Annotated in this window: 12 protein-coding genes; 9 read left to right on the top strand and 3 right to left on the bottom strand. The window is 58.7% G+C overall.

Going from position 1 to position 16,239, the window contains the following annotated elements; all coding sequences use genetic code 11:
• Positions 1 to 122 precede the first annotated feature (122 nt).
• The 3 genes from ABIE13_RS07160 (at position 123) to ABIE13_RS07150 (ending at position 6,085) form a co-directional block, all read left to right on the top strand.
• Positions 123 to 1,040, top strand: coding sequence for a LysR family transcriptional regulator (locus tag ABIE13_RS07160; protein WP_354442446.1), 918 nt, complete (start codon positions 123 to 125; stop codon positions 1,038 to 1,040).
• Positions 1,041 to 1,051: 11 nt separating this feature from the next.
• Positions 1,052 to 1,993: a Bug family tripartite tricarboxylate transporter substrate binding protein gene (locus ABIE13_RS07155; RefSeq protein WP_354442445.1), complete on the top strand. Its 942-nt coding sequence runs from the start codon at positions 1,052 to 1,054 to the stop codon at positions 1,991 to 1,993.
• Positions 1,994 to 2,167: 174 nt separating this feature from the next.
• On the top strand, positions 2,168 to 6,085 hold the full coding sequence (locus tag ABIE13_RS07150; protein WP_354442444.1) for an IPTL-CTERM sorting domain-containing protein: 3,918 nt from the start codon (positions 2,168 to 2,170) through the stop codon (positions 6,083 to 6,085).
• A 203-nt stretch (positions 6,086 to 6,288) separates the two neighbouring features.
• Here ABIE13_RS07150 and ABIE13_RS07145 read toward each other — a convergent pair whose 3' ends face one another.
• On the bottom strand, positions 6,289 to 9,330 hold the full coding sequence (locus tag ABIE13_RS07145) for an Rne/Rng family ribonuclease (protein WP_354442443.1): 3,042 nt from the start codon (positions 9,328 to 9,330) through the stop codon (positions 6,289 to 6,291).
• A gap of 693 nt (positions 9,331 to 10,023) precedes the next feature.
• Between ABIE13_RS07145 and ABIE13_RS07140 the strand changes: the two genes are divergently transcribed.
• The 5 genes from ABIE13_RS07140 to ABIE13_RS07120 all read left to right on the top strand — a co-directional run bounded on the left by ABIE13_RS07140 (position 10,024) and on the right by ABIE13_RS07120 (position 13,916).
• A complete protein-coding gene (locus tag ABIE13_RS07140; protein ID WP_354442442.1) occupies positions 10,024 to 11,022 on the top strand; it encodes an RluA family pseudouridine synthase in 999 nt (332 codons plus the stop codon).
• Positions 10,997 to 11,662 (top strand): HAD family hydrolase, encoded by a 666-nt coding sequence (locus tag ABIE13_RS07135; protein WP_354442440.1) that lies wholly within the window; start codon positions 10,997 to 10,999, stop codon positions 11,660 to 11,662. Before ABIE13_RS07140 ends, ABIE13_RS07135 begins: the two co-directional genes overlap by 26 nt.
• A gap of 50 nt (positions 11,663 to 11,712) precedes the next feature.
• A complete protein-coding gene (locus tag ABIE13_RS07130; protein WP_354442438.1) occupies positions 11,713 to 12,090 on the top strand; it encodes a Rieske (2Fe-2S) protein in 378 nt (125 codons plus the stop codon).
• Positions 12,091 to 12,161: 71 nt separating this feature from the next.
• On the top strand, positions 12,162 to 13,121 hold the full coding sequence (locus ABIE13_RS07125; RefSeq protein ID WP_354442436.1) for a S49 family peptidase: 960 nt from the start codon (positions 12,162 to 12,164) through the stop codon (positions 13,119 to 13,121).
• A gap of 252 nt (positions 13,122 to 13,373) precedes the next feature.
• Positions 13,374 to 13,916: a hypothetical protein gene (locus ABIE13_RS07120; RefSeq protein WP_354442434.1), complete on the top strand. Its 543-nt coding sequence runs from the start codon at positions 13,374 to 13,376 to the stop codon at positions 13,914 to 13,916.
• 25 nt (positions 13,917 to 13,941) lie between these two features.
• Here ABIE13_RS07120 and ABIE13_RS07115 read toward each other — a convergent pair whose 3' ends face one another.
• Both ABIE13_RS07115 and ABIE13_RS07110 read right to left on the bottom strand, forming a co-directional pair.
• A complete protein-coding gene (locus ABIE13_RS07115; RefSeq protein WP_354442432.1) occupies positions 13,942 to 14,742 on the bottom strand; it encodes an SAM-dependent methyltransferase in 801 nt (266 codons plus the stop codon).
• Positions 14,739 to 15,374, bottom strand: coding sequence for a Maf family protein (locus ABIE13_RS07110; protein WP_354442430.1), 636 nt, complete (start codon positions 15,372 to 15,374; stop codon positions 14,739 to 14,741). The genes ABIE13_RS07115 and ABIE13_RS07110 overlap by 4 nt, the downstream gene beginning before the upstream one ends.
• 101 nt (positions 15,375 to 15,475) lie before the next feature.
• Between ABIE13_RS07110 and ABIE13_RS07105 the strand changes: the two genes are divergently transcribed.
• Positions 15,476 to 16,030, top strand: coding sequence for a YceD family protein (locus tag ABIE13_RS07105; RefSeq protein ID WP_354442428.1), 555 nt, complete (start codon positions 15,476 to 15,478; stop codon positions 16,028 to 16,030).
• Positions 16,031 to 16,239: the final 209 nt, after the last annotated feature.

Genomic DNA, 16,239 nt, shown 5'->3' with positions numbered 1-16,239 from the left:
CTGGCTGCGAACAGTGGTAGAAGCAAATTGGAAGCCGCCGCGAGTTATGGAGACACATTCTGAGGAGTCTTTTGGGATATTTCAAAGATTTATAAAATATCGACTTCATATTTTCTGAATATATGGAACTCAGGCATCTGCGCTACTTTCTCGCCGTGGCCGAAAGCGGACACATCACACGGGCTGCGGAGCGGCTGGGCATCCAGCAGCCGCCGCTGTCCCTGCAGATACGGGCGCTTGAGACAGAACTTGGAACCGCACTGTTCCACCGCCATGCCAAGGGCGTTGATCTCACGGATGCCGGGCGCGAGTTGCGGGGGGAGGCTGAACGCCTGATGGCAGATTTCACTGCCATGACGGGGCGCATGCAGGCCTTTGCTCGCGGCGAGCGCGGCCAACTGCAGGTCGGCTTTACAAGTTCCGCCGCCGCCCATGCGTTCACGCCCGAGGTGCTTCGCACCTGCCGCAAGGAGCACCCTGACATCCTGCTGAGTGTGAGCGAAAACAACGCTGCTGAAATCACTGAAGCAGTGGCTGAGCGGCGCCTGCACTGTGGTTTTCTGCGCGTGCCGGTCGCCCAGCCCGAGGGGCTGATATTTGATGTGCTGCTACAGGAAGAATCGCTGCTTGCAATCCCTGTCGACCATCGGTTGGCGAAGGAGAGGCAGGCTCCGGTACAACTTGACGAGCTTCAGGGCGAACGTCTGGTACTTGTGCGTCGTCCTGGGGCACCGGGGCTCTACGCCAATTTGCTTGCGCTTTGCGCACGAAGCAACGTGCAAGTGGAAATTGCTGCCGAAGTCGAGCGCATGATGACCAACGTGAACCTCGTGGCTGCTGGCGTGGGGCTGTCTATCGTGCCAGCTTCTGTCAGGGGCTCTCACCAGGATGCGGTGGTGTACCGCTCGTTCGAGGCTTCAGTGAATCTGAGCGCGCCGCTCACGCTGGTCCATCGCGCGCAGGACGGCGACGGACCTCTCGGCTCATTTATCGCGCTGGCCAAGAGGCTTTCCCTGCAGCACAGGGTGCGGCCCCGCTAGAAAAGCGTCCTATGCCCACTCGCCGTACCCTATTGTTACTACCGTTTGCGGCAGGCGTGGGCGCGGTGTGGGCCATTCCGACCTGGCCGGTGGGTAGCATCCGCATTCTGGTGGCCTATCCCACTGGCGGAGTGAGTGATCTGGTGGCGAGGGCACTGGCTCGGGAATGGTCAGAGCGGTTGAAGGTGCCCGTTCTGGTGGAGAACCGGCCAGGTGCCGGGGGCACGTTGGCCCTCGAGTTGCTCTCGCGCACCCCCCCCGACGGCCACACGCTGGTTTTCACGGCGTCGGCCGCCATGGGCATGTTGCGTGACGCGGCGGCGAGCCGTTCCTCCAGCCAGAACATAGCGCCAATGCTGGCTGTGCCTGTGGCAGGAGTGATGCGCACGCCGCTCTTGCTGGTGGGGACTTCCGCGCTGGAGGGCCATACGCTGGCAGACATGGTGAGCTATGCACGTCGCCACCCCGGAAGCCTGCGCTGGGCGACGACGGGCGAGGGCACGACGGGTCACAGGGTGCTTCAGCGCATCAGCAGGCAGGCTGACCTGCAGATAGTTCACATTCCCTATAAAGGTGGGGGCCAGCAATTGACGGACGCGCTTGGTGGACATTTCGAAGTGTTGTCCACCAACGTGGCACCCACGCAATTGGCGGCCTTGCGCAAAGGGGGCTTCAAGGCGCTGGCTGTGGGTGCGCCTGCGCGCCTGCCTCTTCTTCCAGACGTGCCCACGTTGGCTGAATTGGGCTACCCCCAGGCCAATCTGGACTCTTTGTTCGGGTTGTTCGCTGCCCATGGAACTCCCCCCGAATTGGTCGAGCGAATCAATCAGTCGATTGAGCAGGCCCTGCGAGCGCCCGCGATTCGAGCCCGTCTGCAGGACGCGAGCAATCAGCTGTTTGAAGGCTCCGCGAAGGAATTTGCTAACCAGGTGGAGCGCGAAACCAGCCGCTGACTTGCTCTGTTCTCAGAGCATTTCCTCGGGGTAGTGGAGACCGCAGCTGAACGGGTTGCATATGTCAAAGATATGCAGATCGCACGTTCAAGATATTTTACTTTTGGGTATGCCGCGCATAGGATGCCTGGACCTGTTGTCAGCCGGCACAGCCATTCCAATAAAGAGACAAACATGAGAGCAAACTTCTCCTGGCGAGCGCTTCTTGCCCTGGCATTAATCATCCCGTCGTTGTGGACTGCTCCCGCATCCGCAGCAGCGTTTACGCCGGGCAACGTCGTGGTTTATAGGGTAGGGGACGGGAGCAGGGCGCTGGTGGCTACAGGTAACCCTGTTTTTCTTGATGAATTCACCCCGAGTGGAACGCTGATTCAATCGATTGCCATGCCGACGGTCGCCAATGGCCTTCAGCAGCCTTTCGCCGGTGGGGGCACCGCCACATCGGAAGGGTGGCTGACCCGATCGCAGGACAAGAGCTGTCTGGTCGTGCCGGGTTATGGGCGCGATCCTTCAGTCACCAGCGGAAATCTGGTGAGCGCGACTGGCATCCCTCGGGTCGTGGCCATCGTCTCCCGGACCGGGGATATCGATACATCCACAGCGCTCACAGATTTGAGCAACACCGGCGCCAACAATTTTCGCGGGGCCGCCAGCACCAACTGTTCCAGTGTTTGGGTTACAAGCAGTCTGGATGGCACGCGTGCAGCAGCATCTGGCGCGAGCACGTCAGCTCCAGTCGCATCGACGCCTGTGGGCGGTCGCTCGGTGGCGGTGGTTGACGGTCAGCTCTACAACAGCTCGAACACGGGCACCAACACCTTCAAGGGCGTCAATCGGATTGGCTCCGGCACGCCTGTAACGATAGCTACGGCCACGCGCTTGCCTGGCTTGAGTGATGCGCTCACACCGAGCCCGTACGCCTTTGTCTTGCTTGATCTCGACGGCTCGCCAGGCGCGGACACTTTGTATGTGGCCGATGATGACAAGGGCATCACCAAGTTTTCTCTCAAATCCGGAGCCTGGGTATCCAATGGAACTGCCGGCGTGGCAGACGATGATTACCGGGGATTGACGGCTACAGTGACAGGCAGCACGGTAACGTTGTTTGCGACCCGCGGTGCTGACACCCTGGTTTCGATGGTAGATGCCAGCGGCTTCGATGGAGTCTTCGCTGGCACTCCCACCATTCTCGCTTCAGCGGGCTCCCTGCGGGCGTTTCGTGGTGTGGCATTGGCTCCAGAGGTCAGTGTGACAGCCACTGCAACGGCAGGCGCAAACGGCAGCGTCAGTCCGTCCATCCGGACTGTATTTCATGGACAAACCACCACTTTCGATGTCACCGCCAACTCTGGCTACACCGCGGTAGCTGGTGGTACCTGTGCTGGCACGTTGAGTGGCGGTATCTACACCACCCAGCCTCTCACTGAAAATTGCACGGTCAACTTCAGCTTCGCCCAACAGGTCACCTATACAGTGACCCCGACAGCTACTGCAGGCGGCACCATTTCGCCTTCCGTGCCTATGACGGTAATCGGTGGCCAGACTTCCAGTTTCGTGGTTACGCCGCAGAGCGGTTATATAGCGCAGATTGGAGGCACCTGCGGAGGCACGTTGAGCGGCACCACTTATACGACCTCGCCAGTTAATGGCAACTGCACAGTCGATGTCACGTTCGCCCTGCAGAACTTCACGGTGACGCCGAGCGCCGGGGCAAACGGCTCGATCAGCCCCAGTACCGCGCAAACAAGGCCCTATGGCAGCACGGCTCAATTTACGGTCACGCCTCTGCCAGGGTATTCGGCATCTGTGGGCGGCACTTGCGGCGGGACGCTTTCTGGCTCGACTTATACGACCCAACCCATTACCGGTAACTGCACGGTCTCCGCTTCGTTCACAGCACTGCCAGTGTTCAGCGTCACGCCCACCAGCCAAGGACACGGAACTATCGCCAACAGCGCGCCCCAGAACGTGATCCAGGGCGATACGGCCAGCTTTACGCTGGTGCCCGATGAGGGCTATGCAGTCGCGGTGCGTGGCACTTGTGGTGGTCAATTGCAAGGCACCACCTACACGACCAAGCCCGTTACCGAAGCGTGCACGGTTGATGTCAGGTTTGCGAGAAAGGTCATCCTTTTCCTAGGCAACAGCTATACGTTCGGCCGGATGGATCCGGTCATGAGCTACAACACCAGCAATGTCACAGACCTCACAATGCCCATGTGGCAACGCGACGCGACGGGCTCCAACCCTGATGAGCCGCACCCCTGGGGCGGCATTCCCGGCGTTTTCAAGAAAATGGCGGATCAGGCAGGACTCGACTACGACGTGTCCATCTCGGCGCGCAATGCAGCCTCTCTTCGTGGACACTTTCTGAACTCCAATCCTGCAGGCTGGGATCTGCGGGGTAACGCTGCGTCGCAGCGATGGACTACCGTCGTGCTGCAGGATTTGAGCGACGAGCCGTTGCCTCCAGGCCGCAGCCACAATGCCAATCTGCCGTATTTCAACGCTTATGCCGACAAGTTCCAACAGTGGATTCATGAAGGCGCGGGCGGCTCTTTCACTGAAACCGAACTTTTCGGCCCGAATTGCCCGACCATCACCGGTGCATCACAAAACACCTGCAATGTCGTGCGCACGGTGCCGGGCTCGAATCTGAACGCCAATGCCAACGCAGATATTTATCTGTATCAAACTTGGGCGCGCCCCGACCTGATCGGGCCGAATGGCTCGAACGTGAACGGCACTACTTACACAGCGGCCGAAGGGCTTGAGGCCATGACGGCCGACTTCCACGCGGGCTACTTCGGTCGTGCCGCAGCGAACACACGCTTTCGCGGAGTCTCTCCAGTGGGAGATGCCTTCCTGCGCGCGGTGACTTCAGGCGTCGCGATGCGTGATCCGTACGTCCCCGACCCAGGCAAGATCAATCTCTGGTACATCGACTACTTCCATCCCAGCAAATATGGCTCCTACCTGAGTGCGCTGGTGCATTTGGGACGTATTGCCGGCGTCGACCCCACTTCGCTTGGTGCGGGTGAGCTCGCGGCAATCGATCTCGGTATTTCATCAGCAGACGCCGTTGCGCTGCAGCAGGTGGCCAAGGCGACGCTGGTTCCGCCTGCGCCGACCATCACCGGCGTAACCGCAGGCGACGGGCAGGTGCAAGTGGCATTCACCCCTGCAGACAATGTCGGAAATCTTGAGCTGCTGGGTTTTACCGTTACCTGCGGCACACAAACCGTCAGTGCTGTGGCCTCGCCGACGGTCGTTTTGGGCTTGACCAACGGTGAGCCTCTGAATTGCACGGTCTCCGCGCGCAACGTCATAGGTACGGGCGAACCATCGGTGGCATCCGTGACCGTCACTCCGGCCGCAGCAGCGCCAGCGCAATGCGGTAGCGCGCAGGGCGCCGCAAGTGTGGTGCCGCCGCGCTCCAATCTCTGCATTGGAGGCCATGCCACGGCGGTAACCTCGGCCAACGGCCAATACCAATGGGGTTGCGAGGCAGCTCCATGGCCATCTACGATGTGCTCAGCTCCCTGGGCTCAGACCCCAACGTCTTCCGGGCCAGCCACGGCTGACGTGAGCGCCGGATGGACGTTCCGCTCTGCGGCCTTCATCTCCGCAGCGTCTGTGGGCTCATTGCCAGTCAACGTATCCTTCCCACATGGCCTGTTCGATTTCGTGCTTGAGGGGGGTACTCCGGGCAGCGCCGCCGAATTAACGGTGACTTACCCCTCACCATTGCCTGCGGGCTCCGTGTACTGGAAATATGGTCCAACCCCGATCGGTCACGGATGCGTCGACGCGCCTTCCTGCGCGGCACCACACTGGTATAGGTTCCCTGGTGCAGTCATCGATGGAAACTCGGTGCGCTTGACCATTGTCGATGGAGGAATCGGTGACGACGACCTCAGCGCCAATGGCGTCATCGTCGATGCGGGTGGCCCCGGCCTGGTGGCTTCAGTAGCCGGCCCTGGCACAGTACCAGTGCCTACGGTCTCTCAATGGGCTCTGTGGGTGATGGCGGCATTGCTTGCGCTTTCAACTGGCGCGGCAATGCGCCGGCGACCTCCCACCACGCGCTGAACGAAGATTCAACAGAACCTGCCAGTGGGGCATCCTTGAGAATTGATGGGGACCCATCAACGGCAGAGGCAAGTGTCTTTGTTAGCTCAGTGAGGCAACCGACCGAAAGTTTGGAAGCGATGCGCCAGCGGTCGAACAAGCGATGCCTAAAACAAAAAAGCCGGGTTGGACACCCGGCTTTTTTGCTCTGAGCTTTTAAGGTCTCAGTTCGCTTGCTGCTCGAAAGGCAGTTTCATGTCCCGAAGGTCTTTGCGTGTTTCGACCAACACCAATGGGCCATCATCAATTTCTACCAGAGGCTGGCGCTCTCGTGGCACATGGATTGGACGAGGTTCAGCCGCAATCGCTGCTTGCACCGCAGCGACCTTGTCTGCATCAGAATTCACCCATTGCAAGCCAGCCGTGTTGGCAAGTTGAGCCAAGTCGGGCAGGGGCAGGTCAAAGGGCTGAACCTTGGGCAGGCCGGTCTTGCCCGCAACCTGTGTAACCGCAGCAGAAGCTGCAGCCCGCGCCGGTGCCTGTTCGCTCACGACGGGGGCGGGAGCAGGGGCGACAGCGGGGGCAGCCACGGGTGCCAGCGCTGGCGTTGCGATGGGCGCAGGCGAAGGAGCTACAGCAGCTTCAGGCCAAGGTGCTGGCGCTGGTGCCGCTGCCTCTGGTGCCTGCGTTGCCGCGGCTGGTGCCTCGTTTCCGCGATTGAAGTACGAGCGTCCGGCCGGACGATCTGCAACGGCTTCAGGCGAGAGGTCAGGCGCGCTGACTTCGGATTCACCATTGAACTCCGCCCGTTCGGTGCGCTCGGGACGTTCTGCGTTGCGTTCGCCACGATCCTTGCGGTCACGGCCATAACGATCCCTGGACCTGCGTTCGCGGCGTTCCTCACCTTGGACGCCGTTGCCATTGGCGTTTTCTGGCGAATCAGGGGATTCAGCGCTCAGCGTCTGCACATCAGCGATATCGGCTGGTTGTTCCGCGCGGGATTCAGGGGCACGCTCGTTACGGTCACTGCGTTCACGGCGGCCACCTTCACTGCGTTCACCCCGACTACGGCGGTTGTCGTTGCGTTCACCCCGCTCACCACGTTCGGCGCGCGACGATGGCGCTCCTTCTTGTGATTGGTTGGCAGTCTCTGGGAGCAGATTGTTGCCTGTATCCGAGAGGGCTGGAAGCTCGCGTTTCTCACGTGAACCTTGGCGGTCACCACGCTCGGCACGTTCACCGCGTTCGCCTCGCTCACCGCGTTCTGCACCGTTGCGACGATTTCCGTCTCGGCCAGGACCGCGGCCTTCAACTCGACCTTCACCCTGGCCTTCGCCGCGGCTTTCGCCTCGGTTTTCGTTACGGCGGGCTTCTCCGTTTTCATTGCGACGGCCTTCGCCGTTGCCAGAGCGACCCTCACCACGGCCACGTCCGCCACGGCTACCGCGACGCTCGCCATCTCGACCACCGCGTGCTTCACGCTTTTCTTCGGTCGGTTGAATGGCTGGCACGGGTGCCACAACGGGTGCGGGAGGCGGAGCGACGCCAAACAGATTTTTGAGCCAACCCACCAGACCGGCAGGCGCCGGAGTCGGTGCTGGAACGGCTGCCGCAGGGGGCGCCGCCTTGACGGGCTCCGGCTTTGGCACAGCTTGCGGAGCTGGAGCATCAGGGAGAACGCCTTTGATGACGGGTGTCTGGCGGTTCGTCGGTTCCTGGCTGCGACGCGTGACAGTGGTCGGGTCCTCAAACTCTTCCGCCATCTTGTAGCTGGCGTCCACGTCGTCCAGACGAGGATCATCATGCTTCAAGCGGTCCAGCTTGTAGTGCGGAGTCTCCAGCGTCTTGTTGGGGACCAGAGTTACATTCACACGCTGCTTGAGCTCGATCTTGGCGATCTCGGGGCGCTTTTCGTTCAGCAGGAAGCTGGCCACTTCCACCGGCACCTGTACGTTGACAGCTGCGGTATTGTCCTTCATCGATTCTTCTTGAATGATGCGCAGGATCTGCAGTGCGCTGCTCTCTGTATCGCGCACATGGCCTGAGCCACCGCAGCGAGGGCAGGGGATGGAGGCGCCTTCGGAGAGCGCAGGCTTCAGGCGCTGGCGGCTCATTTCGAGCAAACCAAACTTGCTGATACTGCCGAACTGGACACGCGCACGGTCCTGCCTCAGCGCATCACGCAGACGGTTTTCAACCTCGCGGCGATTTTTCGCCTCTTCCATGTCGATGAAGTCGATCACGATCAGGCCACCGAGATCGCGCAGACGCATCTGGCGTGCTACTTCGTCGGCAGCCTCCAGATTGGTGCGGTTAGCGGTTTCCTCGATGTCCCCACCTTTGATGGCGCGGGCTGAGTTGACGTCAATGGCTACCAGCGCTTCGGCGTGGTCAATCACAATGGCGCCACCTGACGGCAGCTGGACAGTCCGGCTGTAGGCCGACTCGATCTGATGCTCGATCTGGAAGCGGGAGAACAGCGGAGCGTTGTCGCGGTAACGCTTCACACGTGTTGCGTGTTCCGGCATCACGTGGCTCATGAACTGGTGAGCCTGCTCGTACACGTCGTCCGTGTCGATCAGGATGTCGCCAATGTCACTATTGAAATAGTCTCGGATGGCGCGAATCACCAGGTTACTTTCCTGGTAGATCAGGTAAGCGCCTTTTCCGCCTTTGGACGCCCCATCAACGGCATCCCAGAGCTTGAGCAGGTAGTTCAGATCCCATTGCAGCTCAGGTGCGCTGCGGCCGATGCCGGCAGTGCGGGCGATGATGCTCATACCTTTGGGGTACTCGAGCTGGTCCATCGCCTCCTTCAGCTCTGCACGGTCATCGCCTTCGATGCGTCGGCTGACGCCACCGCCGCGTGGGTTGTTGGGCATCAGAACCACATAGCGGCCAGCCAGGCTCACAAAGGTCGTCAGTGCTGCGCCTTTATTGCCTCGCTCTTCCTTTTCCACCTGGACCAGCAACTCCTGGCCCTCTCTGATGACATCGTTGATGCGCGCCTGACTGACGGACACGCCCTCAGCGAAATACTGGCGAGAGATTTCCTTGAATGGCAGGAAGCCGTGGCGCTCTTCGCCGTAATCTACGAAACAGGCTTCAAGGGAGGGCTCGACGCGGGTAACGACGGCCTTGTAGATATTGCCTTTGCGCTGCTCGCGCCCTTCAATCTCGATTTCGTAGTCGAGCAATTTTTGCCCGTCAACAATGGCCAACCGGCGCTCTTCAGCCTGCGTGGCATTGATCAGCATCCGCTTCATGATGCGTTCCTTTTCGTTATCTATCACGTTCGCGTGCCCCCATTGGGGCACAACGATGCCTGGGCATTCGCAGTGAAACGAAAGGAACTGCCGGGTGCGCTCGGGCAGCCGCGTGTACGCTGTTTGTCAGCGACCGAGTGGCGGTTTATCGAGCGGGGGCGCGTGGAAGAAAGCGGGGGCACAAGGCCGTGTGGTGACTCGGCGTGCAGCCATATGCCCATGCTTCACGCCGACAAGCAATTGGCTTGTCTCGCGGAGCTTGCAATTCAACCCGCGCCATTTGGCGGGTAGCGGCATCATAGACACGACGTAGGTCTCGCTTCGATCCGGCAGTGCAGAAGACTATTGAAAAGCAATCTGCACGCCTTGGGTATTCCGTATTCAGTGTTTCATCGCGTCGGCCCGTCCTGCGCTTTTCTTGGCGTGGCTGCCGCGGCATTTGGCTCGGGGCAGGGCGCTTTCTTGTGCAAGAGCGGCATCGACCTGTACTGGCGCTAAGCTAGGGGTTCTGTGGCTTTAAACTCCCGGATAAGGAATTCATTTCCATTTTCAGACATGACATGCGCTTATGAGGTTCATGCGAGGTGTCATTCCAGTGGAACCGACCCGCGTGCATTCCCGTTTGCGTAAGTCCTGTCAAATTCAACCCATTACTGCTGGTTGCCAGTGAATAGAATTATAAGTGTCAAAGACATGGCAATCGTGCCTAAGGAGAAACCCGAGGTTGGTTGGCTGACGGTAGACACCGAAAGTGCAGGCCAGCGGCTTGATAACTTCCTGATCCGCCACCTTAAAGGTGTACCAAAAACTCATGTCTACCGCATCATACGTTCGGGTGAAGTGCGGGTGAACAAAGGTCGGGCGGGTGCTGACACCAGGGTGGAGTCGGGTGACATCGTCCGAGTGCCACCAGTCCGCGTCCCCGAGCGATCGGTCGACAAGCAAGATAGGCCAGGCCCTGCGCGGGAATTTCCCGTTCTGCTGGAAGACGACGTTTTGATGGCCATCGACAAGCCCGCTGATGTCGCGGTGCACGGCGGCTCTGGCGTGAGTTTTGGCGTTATCGAACAACTGAGAAGCGCTCGCCAGTACGGCCAGGTCGGCGGGGTGCGTTTCCTCGAATTGGTGCACCGGCTGGATCGGGAAACCAGCGGCATACTGTTGATCGCCAAGCGGCGTAGCTCCTTGAAGCACTTGCAAGAACAGTTTCGCGAACGCGAAACCGGCAAGACCTATCTGACGCTTGTATTGGGTGAATGGCCTGAAAAACTCAAGGTCATCGATGCGCCGTTGCATAAATATCTGCTGGAAGGCGGGCAGGGCGATGGTGAAAGGCGGGTCAAAGTGGTTTCCAAGGACGACCCGGACGGAATGCGCGCCATCACCCTGGTGAAGGTGCGCGAACGGCTGCCAGGGTTTACTTTGCTGGAAGTGACCATCAAGACCGGTCGTACTCATCAAATTCGTGTGCATTTGCAGTCGGCAGGTCATCCCATAGCTGGCGACGACAAGTATGGTGACTTCGATCGCAACAAGGCGTTGCAAAAGCAAGGCCTCAAGCGAATGTTCCTGCACGCCTGGCGTTTACAGTTCACGCACCCGGTGAGCGCTGAGCGAGTAGAGTTGTCTGCTCCCTTGCCACCAGAGCTTCAAACCTTCATAAACCATGTCCAGCCGCCCGCGCCAATTTGATCTCATAGCCTTCGACTGGGATGGAACTCTTTTTGATTCCACTGCCATCATCGTGCGCTGTATTCAGCAGGCTGCGATCGACGTGGGTGGTGTCCGGCCAAGTGATGAGGCTGCCGCCTATGTGATTGGCATGGCTCTCGCGCCCGCGCTTGCGCATGCTGCCCCTGATGTGCCACCGGAAAAATACCCAGAATTGGGAAAGCGGTACCGTCACCACTATATGGCGCAGCAGAATGTCATCAGCCTTTTTCCGGGAGTTCTGCCCATGTTGGCCGAACTGAAGGCGAGGCACCATTGGCTCACTGTTGCCACAGGCAAAAGCCGCAGGGGATTGGACGACGTTTTGCAGTCACGGCAATTGCAAGGGGTGTTTGACGGCTCGCGCACCGCAGATGAAACTGCGGGCAAGCCAGATCCGCGCATGCTGCTGGAATTGATGCGTGAGTTCGGGGTAGAGCCTGAGCGCACCCTGATGATTGGCGATACGACGCACGATCTTCAAATGGCACGCAATGCTGGTTGCGCCAGCGTGGGCGTCAGTTACGGAGCGCATGAGCCCACTGATTTCGAGGCGCTGGAGCCTCGGCACATTGCCCATTCCGTGGCTGACCTGCATCAGTGGCTGTCTGAACATGCTTGAGCCATCAGGGCATCGCTCTCGGTGTGAACTTAAATAGTGGTTGCTTTCGCATGATTGACGAAGACTCTCAGACTATCGATCTGTGCAACAGTTCCGACTTGCAAGAGGGCGGACTGGCAGTGCCTTTTGACATTGTCTACGGGGGGCAGACCTGTCGCGCGTTTGCGATCCGCTTCGAGGGCGTGGTTCATGCCTACTTGAATCGGTGCACCCACGTGGCCATGGAAATGGACTACCAGGAAGGCAAGTTTTTCGACGACAGCGGCCAGTGGCTGCTTTGCGCCTCCCACGGCGCTGCTTACGCTCCAGACTCTGGCGAGTGCGCCGGCGGGCCATGCCGAGGCGGCCTGGTCAAAGTAGCTCTGTCAGAGAAGGATGGCGTGGTCTCTTGGCACACTTCCTACCTATTGAAGCCACTCGTGTTCTGATGAAATGCCTACCCCATTACCAGCCTCTGGTTGGAAAATTTTGAGCTTACGGAGAACTTAAGTTACCAAGTATGGAAAATGAATTCGCGGTGAAATCAGAATCGAGCTCCTGGGAGCGTGAAGCTATTGAAAAACTATTGCTGGCCGATGTGCGCGAAAGGCGGGCCGCGCGCCGCTGGCGCATGTTCAAGAGTCTGGTCTGGATGGGCCTGTTCGGTGCTCTCATCTGGATGCTGGCCTCCGACCGCCTTTCAACCAATGTTCCGACCGGCCCGCACACTGCAATCGTCAATATCAAGGGCGAAATCTCCGACGGGGGAGAGGCCAGCGCAGAAAATGTGATGACCGCCATGCGCGGGGCGTTGGAAGACGAAGGCTCAAAAGCCTTGGTGCTTCTGATCAACTCACCTGGCGGAAGCCCAGTGCAAGCAGGCATCATCAATGAAGAAATATCGCGTCTTCGCAAGCTTCACAACAAACCGATTTACGCCGTCGTCGAAGAGACGTGCGCCTCGGCTGCCTACTACATCGCGGCCGCGACTGATCGCATTTACGTTGATAAAGCCAGTATTGTGGGAAGCATCGGCGTATTGATGGACGGCTTTGGGTTTGTGGGCACCATGGAAAAACTCGGCGTGGAGCGTCGGCTGCTGACTGCAGGGGAGAACAAAGGCTTCCTGGATCCCTTCAGCCCGCAATCTGAGGAGCAAAGAAAATACGCTCAAGTCATGCTGGACAGAATCCACAAGCAGTTCATCGCCGCCGTCAAAAAAGGGCGAGGTGAACGGTTGAAAGAGACGCCCGAAACCTTCAGCGGCCTGTTCTGGACGGGTGAGCAGGCGGTGGATATGGGTCTGGCAGATAACCTTGGAAGCCTGGATTCCGTAGCGCGAGATGTCGTGAAGGCTGACAAGCTGGTGGATTACTCTAACCGGGACAACATCGCAGAACGCTTGGCCAAGCGTTTCGGAGCTGCCATGGGTGAGGGCGCCGCGGGCGCTGCTTTGCAATCGATGCCCAGATTGCGCTGAGTTTTTTCAGCAATCGTTCGGTTCTCGAGCCATGCGTTGTTGTGGCTCGCTGGTGTACAGCAGTAAACGCCGCTGGCCATGCCTAGCCTGGCGCTACCTGATTTGGCAACGCTTGGGACTTTTAATTGATGACACGCCCGAGAGATCACGAATAGTTTGTGTTCTTCAGATTATGATCCTGCGATTATTTTTCGTGCCCGCACGCAGGGCGTGAAAAAACAAAAATCAATAAAAACTTGAAAGGTCCCGAAAGTGCGCCATCGTTTCTGGAAAGCGGCTCTGCCGTTGGCAGTCCTTGCTACGGCCTCAGCGCCAGCCCTGGCGCAGTCAGACAAGGCGGAGGGTGCTGCGTCAGCTTTATCGGGATGGACCTTCAGCGCGTCCCCCTACACTCTGCATTTCTCCAAGGCCAAAAAAGAGAATGATTTTGAGCCCGACAACCAGGAGCACTCTTACGTGTGGCTCCTGGCGGCTGAAAAAAAGCTGAATGAACGCAACTTTGCTGGTTTCGCGTGGTTCAGCAATTCGTTCGGTCAACCCACACAGTATCTCTACTATGGGTGGCGTTTTCAGCCCCTGTCATCGGCACCCAAGCTGTTTCTCAAGCTGAGTGCTGGTGTGATCCATGGTTACAAAGAGCCATATCACAAGAAAATTCCTTTCAATTCTTCAAGTGGTTGGGGCTTCACCGCAATTCCAGCTATAGGCTGGCAGTTCACGCCTGAGTCCGCCCTGCAGATCAATGTGCTGGGTACTGCGGGCCTGATGTTCCAATACAACTACACCTTCAAATAGGCGTCGTTGGGCACATTAATTTTTCTCAGGGGCCGATAGCGAAGACGCAAGGCAGCTTCAGGTAAGTGTCGGCTTCTGACGCAGTGGCGCCGGAGCGCTTCCATTGGCTGATGGGGCGCATGGAGATCCGCGCGCTTTCCAAGGTGAGCCCGCTCGCCACTGCCAGCCGCGTATCCTCTCGCAATGCTCCTATCAAGGCTTGCAATAGGGCTTGATTCCGGTAGGGCGTTTCTATGAAAAGCTGGGTTTGCCCATATTTCCGGGCAATACCCTCGAGATCGCGGATGCGATGAGTTCGAGCAGTGGGGTCCTGCGGCAGGTAACCCACAAACGCAAAATTCTGACCATTCAATCCGCTCGCGGCCAAGGCTAGCAAAATCGAAACGGGCCCTACCAGGGGTATGACCTCAATTCCTAGCTCGTGCGCCGCACGTGCGACTGAGCTGCCTGGGTCTGCAATGGCTGGCATGCCGGCTTCGCTAACCAGCCCGACGTCCGTGCCTTGCAACGCTGCGGCGAGCAGTGGGCGTGCGTCAAATGGCGTTGAACTGGCACCCGCATGGTCACCTTTCTTATGCACTTCACGGGGGAGTTCCGTGATTTGCATATTTTGTAGAGGCTGGGTCAGCGGCGTGAGCGCATGGACTCTCTTGAGAAAGGCCCGGGTAGACTTCGCGTTCTCCGTAATCCAGTGCGTCAGGCTGGCTGCACGCTTGAGCGTGCCCAGGGGCAACACGTCATCGGCTTGCGTTTGATGTTCACATCCGTGGTCCAGCGGGACGGGTACCAGATAGAGCTTACCTTTCGGTGTGGAGGGTGCGCTCATGGCAGTGTCCTGCCGGCAGCGCGGAGCAGACGTGCGGTGCGAATCAAGGGCAGCCCTACGAGTGCTGTGGGGTCGTCGCTGTGGATCGCGTCAAGCAGCGCGATGCCCAAACCCTCGCTTTTGGCGCTGCCCGCGCAATCGTAGGGCTGTTCTGCCCGCAGATAGCGCTCAATTTCCGTGTCCGCCAGAGAGCGAAATCGCACTTCAACGGCAGCCAGATCGCTTGCTTCGAAGTTTCCATCCAGGCATACGACAGCCAATGCCGTCTGAAAGATCACGGTTTGACCGCTCATGCGGTGCAACTGTTCCACCGCCCGCTCGTGCGTTCCTGGTTTGCCCAAAGGTTCGCCATTCAAGTCAGCCACCTGGTCCGAGCCGATCACGATGGCGTCGGGGTGGCGAGCCGCCACATCACGTGCCTTGGCAAGGGCGAGGCGTTGTGCCAGGTCGCGAGGCGACTCTTTGGAATAGGGCGTCTCATCGACGTTGGGCGCAACGACGCTGAAATTCAGGCCCAGGCGTTCCAATAGTTCACGCCTGTATCGTGAAGTGGAACCCAGAATGAGAGGGCGGACCAGGCTTTGCTCCGCAGGAAGAGGGGAGAGCGGGGAGTTGGGGGGAATCGAAAGCATGAGCTTGATTTTGCGCGAACTAAGTTTGACGACGCGGGACGCAAGGGATTTTTTGCCTGTCGCCCATGCGGAGATCATAAGCACGCTCTTATACTGCTTCGATGAGCAGAATTTTCAATGCGCGACGGCTGGATGTCGCGGCATTCTCCCAAGCGAAAGCCCAATTGTCCGGTCACGATCCGGTGCAGAACTATGAGCGCCTGTCCAATGAGTTGCACGGTCCCGCGCCTGGCGTATTGATTGATTGGCAAGCTGAAGGCGGGCAGCGACGGGCGGTCGACGGGGGGACATATGTTGCACTTCATCTGAATGCAGGCGCCGATCTTCCGCTGACTTGCCAGTTGTGCATGGGCGAAATCATTGAGCCGGTGACGGTAGATCGCCATTTCTTATTTCTGGCAGACGAAGATGCAGCCGCTTCACTGGACGAATCCTCAGAAGAGGACGATGTGCTGGCTCTTTCCTCCGAGTTTGATTTGCAAGCCCTGATCGAGGATGAAATGCTCATGGCCTTGCCTTTGGTCCCGCGCCATGAACAATGCCCTGAGGCGCCTACGCTCGCATCTGACGATGCAGATTTCGAGGCGGCCCTGAAAGATAAGGCCAAGCCCTTTGCATCGCTGGCTTCTCTCAAGGGAAGCCTGAAATCGAAATAATCTCGCGTGTCACTGGCCAAACAAACAGCGTTTTTAGAAAATTCTCGTTTTTCAGGCTATAATCAAAGGCTTAGTGCGCTATAGGGGTGTATCCGTACAAGCCTACAACCCTTTAAGTGCCTTGAAAACTCCATTTCAACCTGGTCCCTGCTGTTTGATCAAAGTCTGATCCTATAGTCGGAGCCCGCATTAGACTTCGAAGGAGCCAC

This window comes from Ottowia thiooxydans, from assembly GCF_040548795.1.
Lineage (GTDB): Bacteria > Pseudomonadota > Gammaproteobacteria > Burkholderiales > Burkholderiaceae_C > Ottowia > Ottowia thiooxydans_A.
The sequence above is the reverse complement of the archived record's forward strand: the minus strand, read 5'-3'. Positions and strand labels throughout refer to the sequence as shown.

Excerpts from the sequence above, each read along its gene's own strand:
- ABIE13_RS07160 (WP_354442446.1), top strand. The coding sequence starts at position 123 with ATGGAACTCAGGCATCTGCGCTACTTTCTCGCCGTGGCCGAAAGCGGA.
- ABIE13_RS07155 (WP_354442445.1), top strand. The coding sequence starts at position 1,052 with ATGCCCACTCGCCGTACCCTATTGTTACTACCGTTTGCGGCAGGCGTG.
- ABIE13_RS07150 (WP_354442444.1), top strand. The coding sequence starts at position 2,168 with ATGAGAGCAAACTTCTCCTGGCGAGCGCTTCTTGCCCTGGCATTAATC.
- ABIE13_RS07145 (WP_354442443.1), bottom strand. The coding sequence starts at position 9,330 with ATGAAGCGGATGCTGATCAATGCCACGCAGGCTGAAGAGCGCCGGTTG.
- ABIE13_RS07140 (WP_354442442.1), top strand. The coding sequence starts at position 10,024 with ATGGCAATCGTGCCTAAGGAGAAACCCGAGGTTGGTTGGCTGACGGTA.
- ABIE13_RS07135 (WP_354442440.1), top strand. The coding sequence starts at position 10,997 with ATGTCCAGCCGCCCGCGCCAATTTGATCTCATAGCCTTCGACTGGGAT.
- ABIE13_RS07130 (WP_354442438.1), top strand. The coding sequence starts at position 11,713 with ATGATTGACGAAGACTCTCAGACTATCGATCTGTGCAACAGTTCCGAC.
- ABIE13_RS07125 (WP_354442436.1), top strand. The coding sequence starts at position 12,162 with ATGGAAAATGAATTCGCGGTGAAATCAGAATCGAGCTCCTGGGAGCGT.
- ABIE13_RS07115 (WP_354442432.1), bottom strand. The coding sequence starts at position 14,742 with ATGAGCGCACCCTCCACACCGAAAGGTAAGCTCTATCTGGTACCCGTC.
- ABIE13_RS07110 (WP_354442430.1), bottom strand. The coding sequence starts at position 15,374 with ATGCTTTCGATTCCCCCCAACTCCCCGCTCTCCCCTCTTCCTGCGGAG.
- ABIE13_RS07105 (WP_354442428.1), top strand. The coding sequence starts at position 15,476 with ATGAGCAGAATTTTCAATGCGCGACGGCTGGATGTCGCGGCATTCTCC.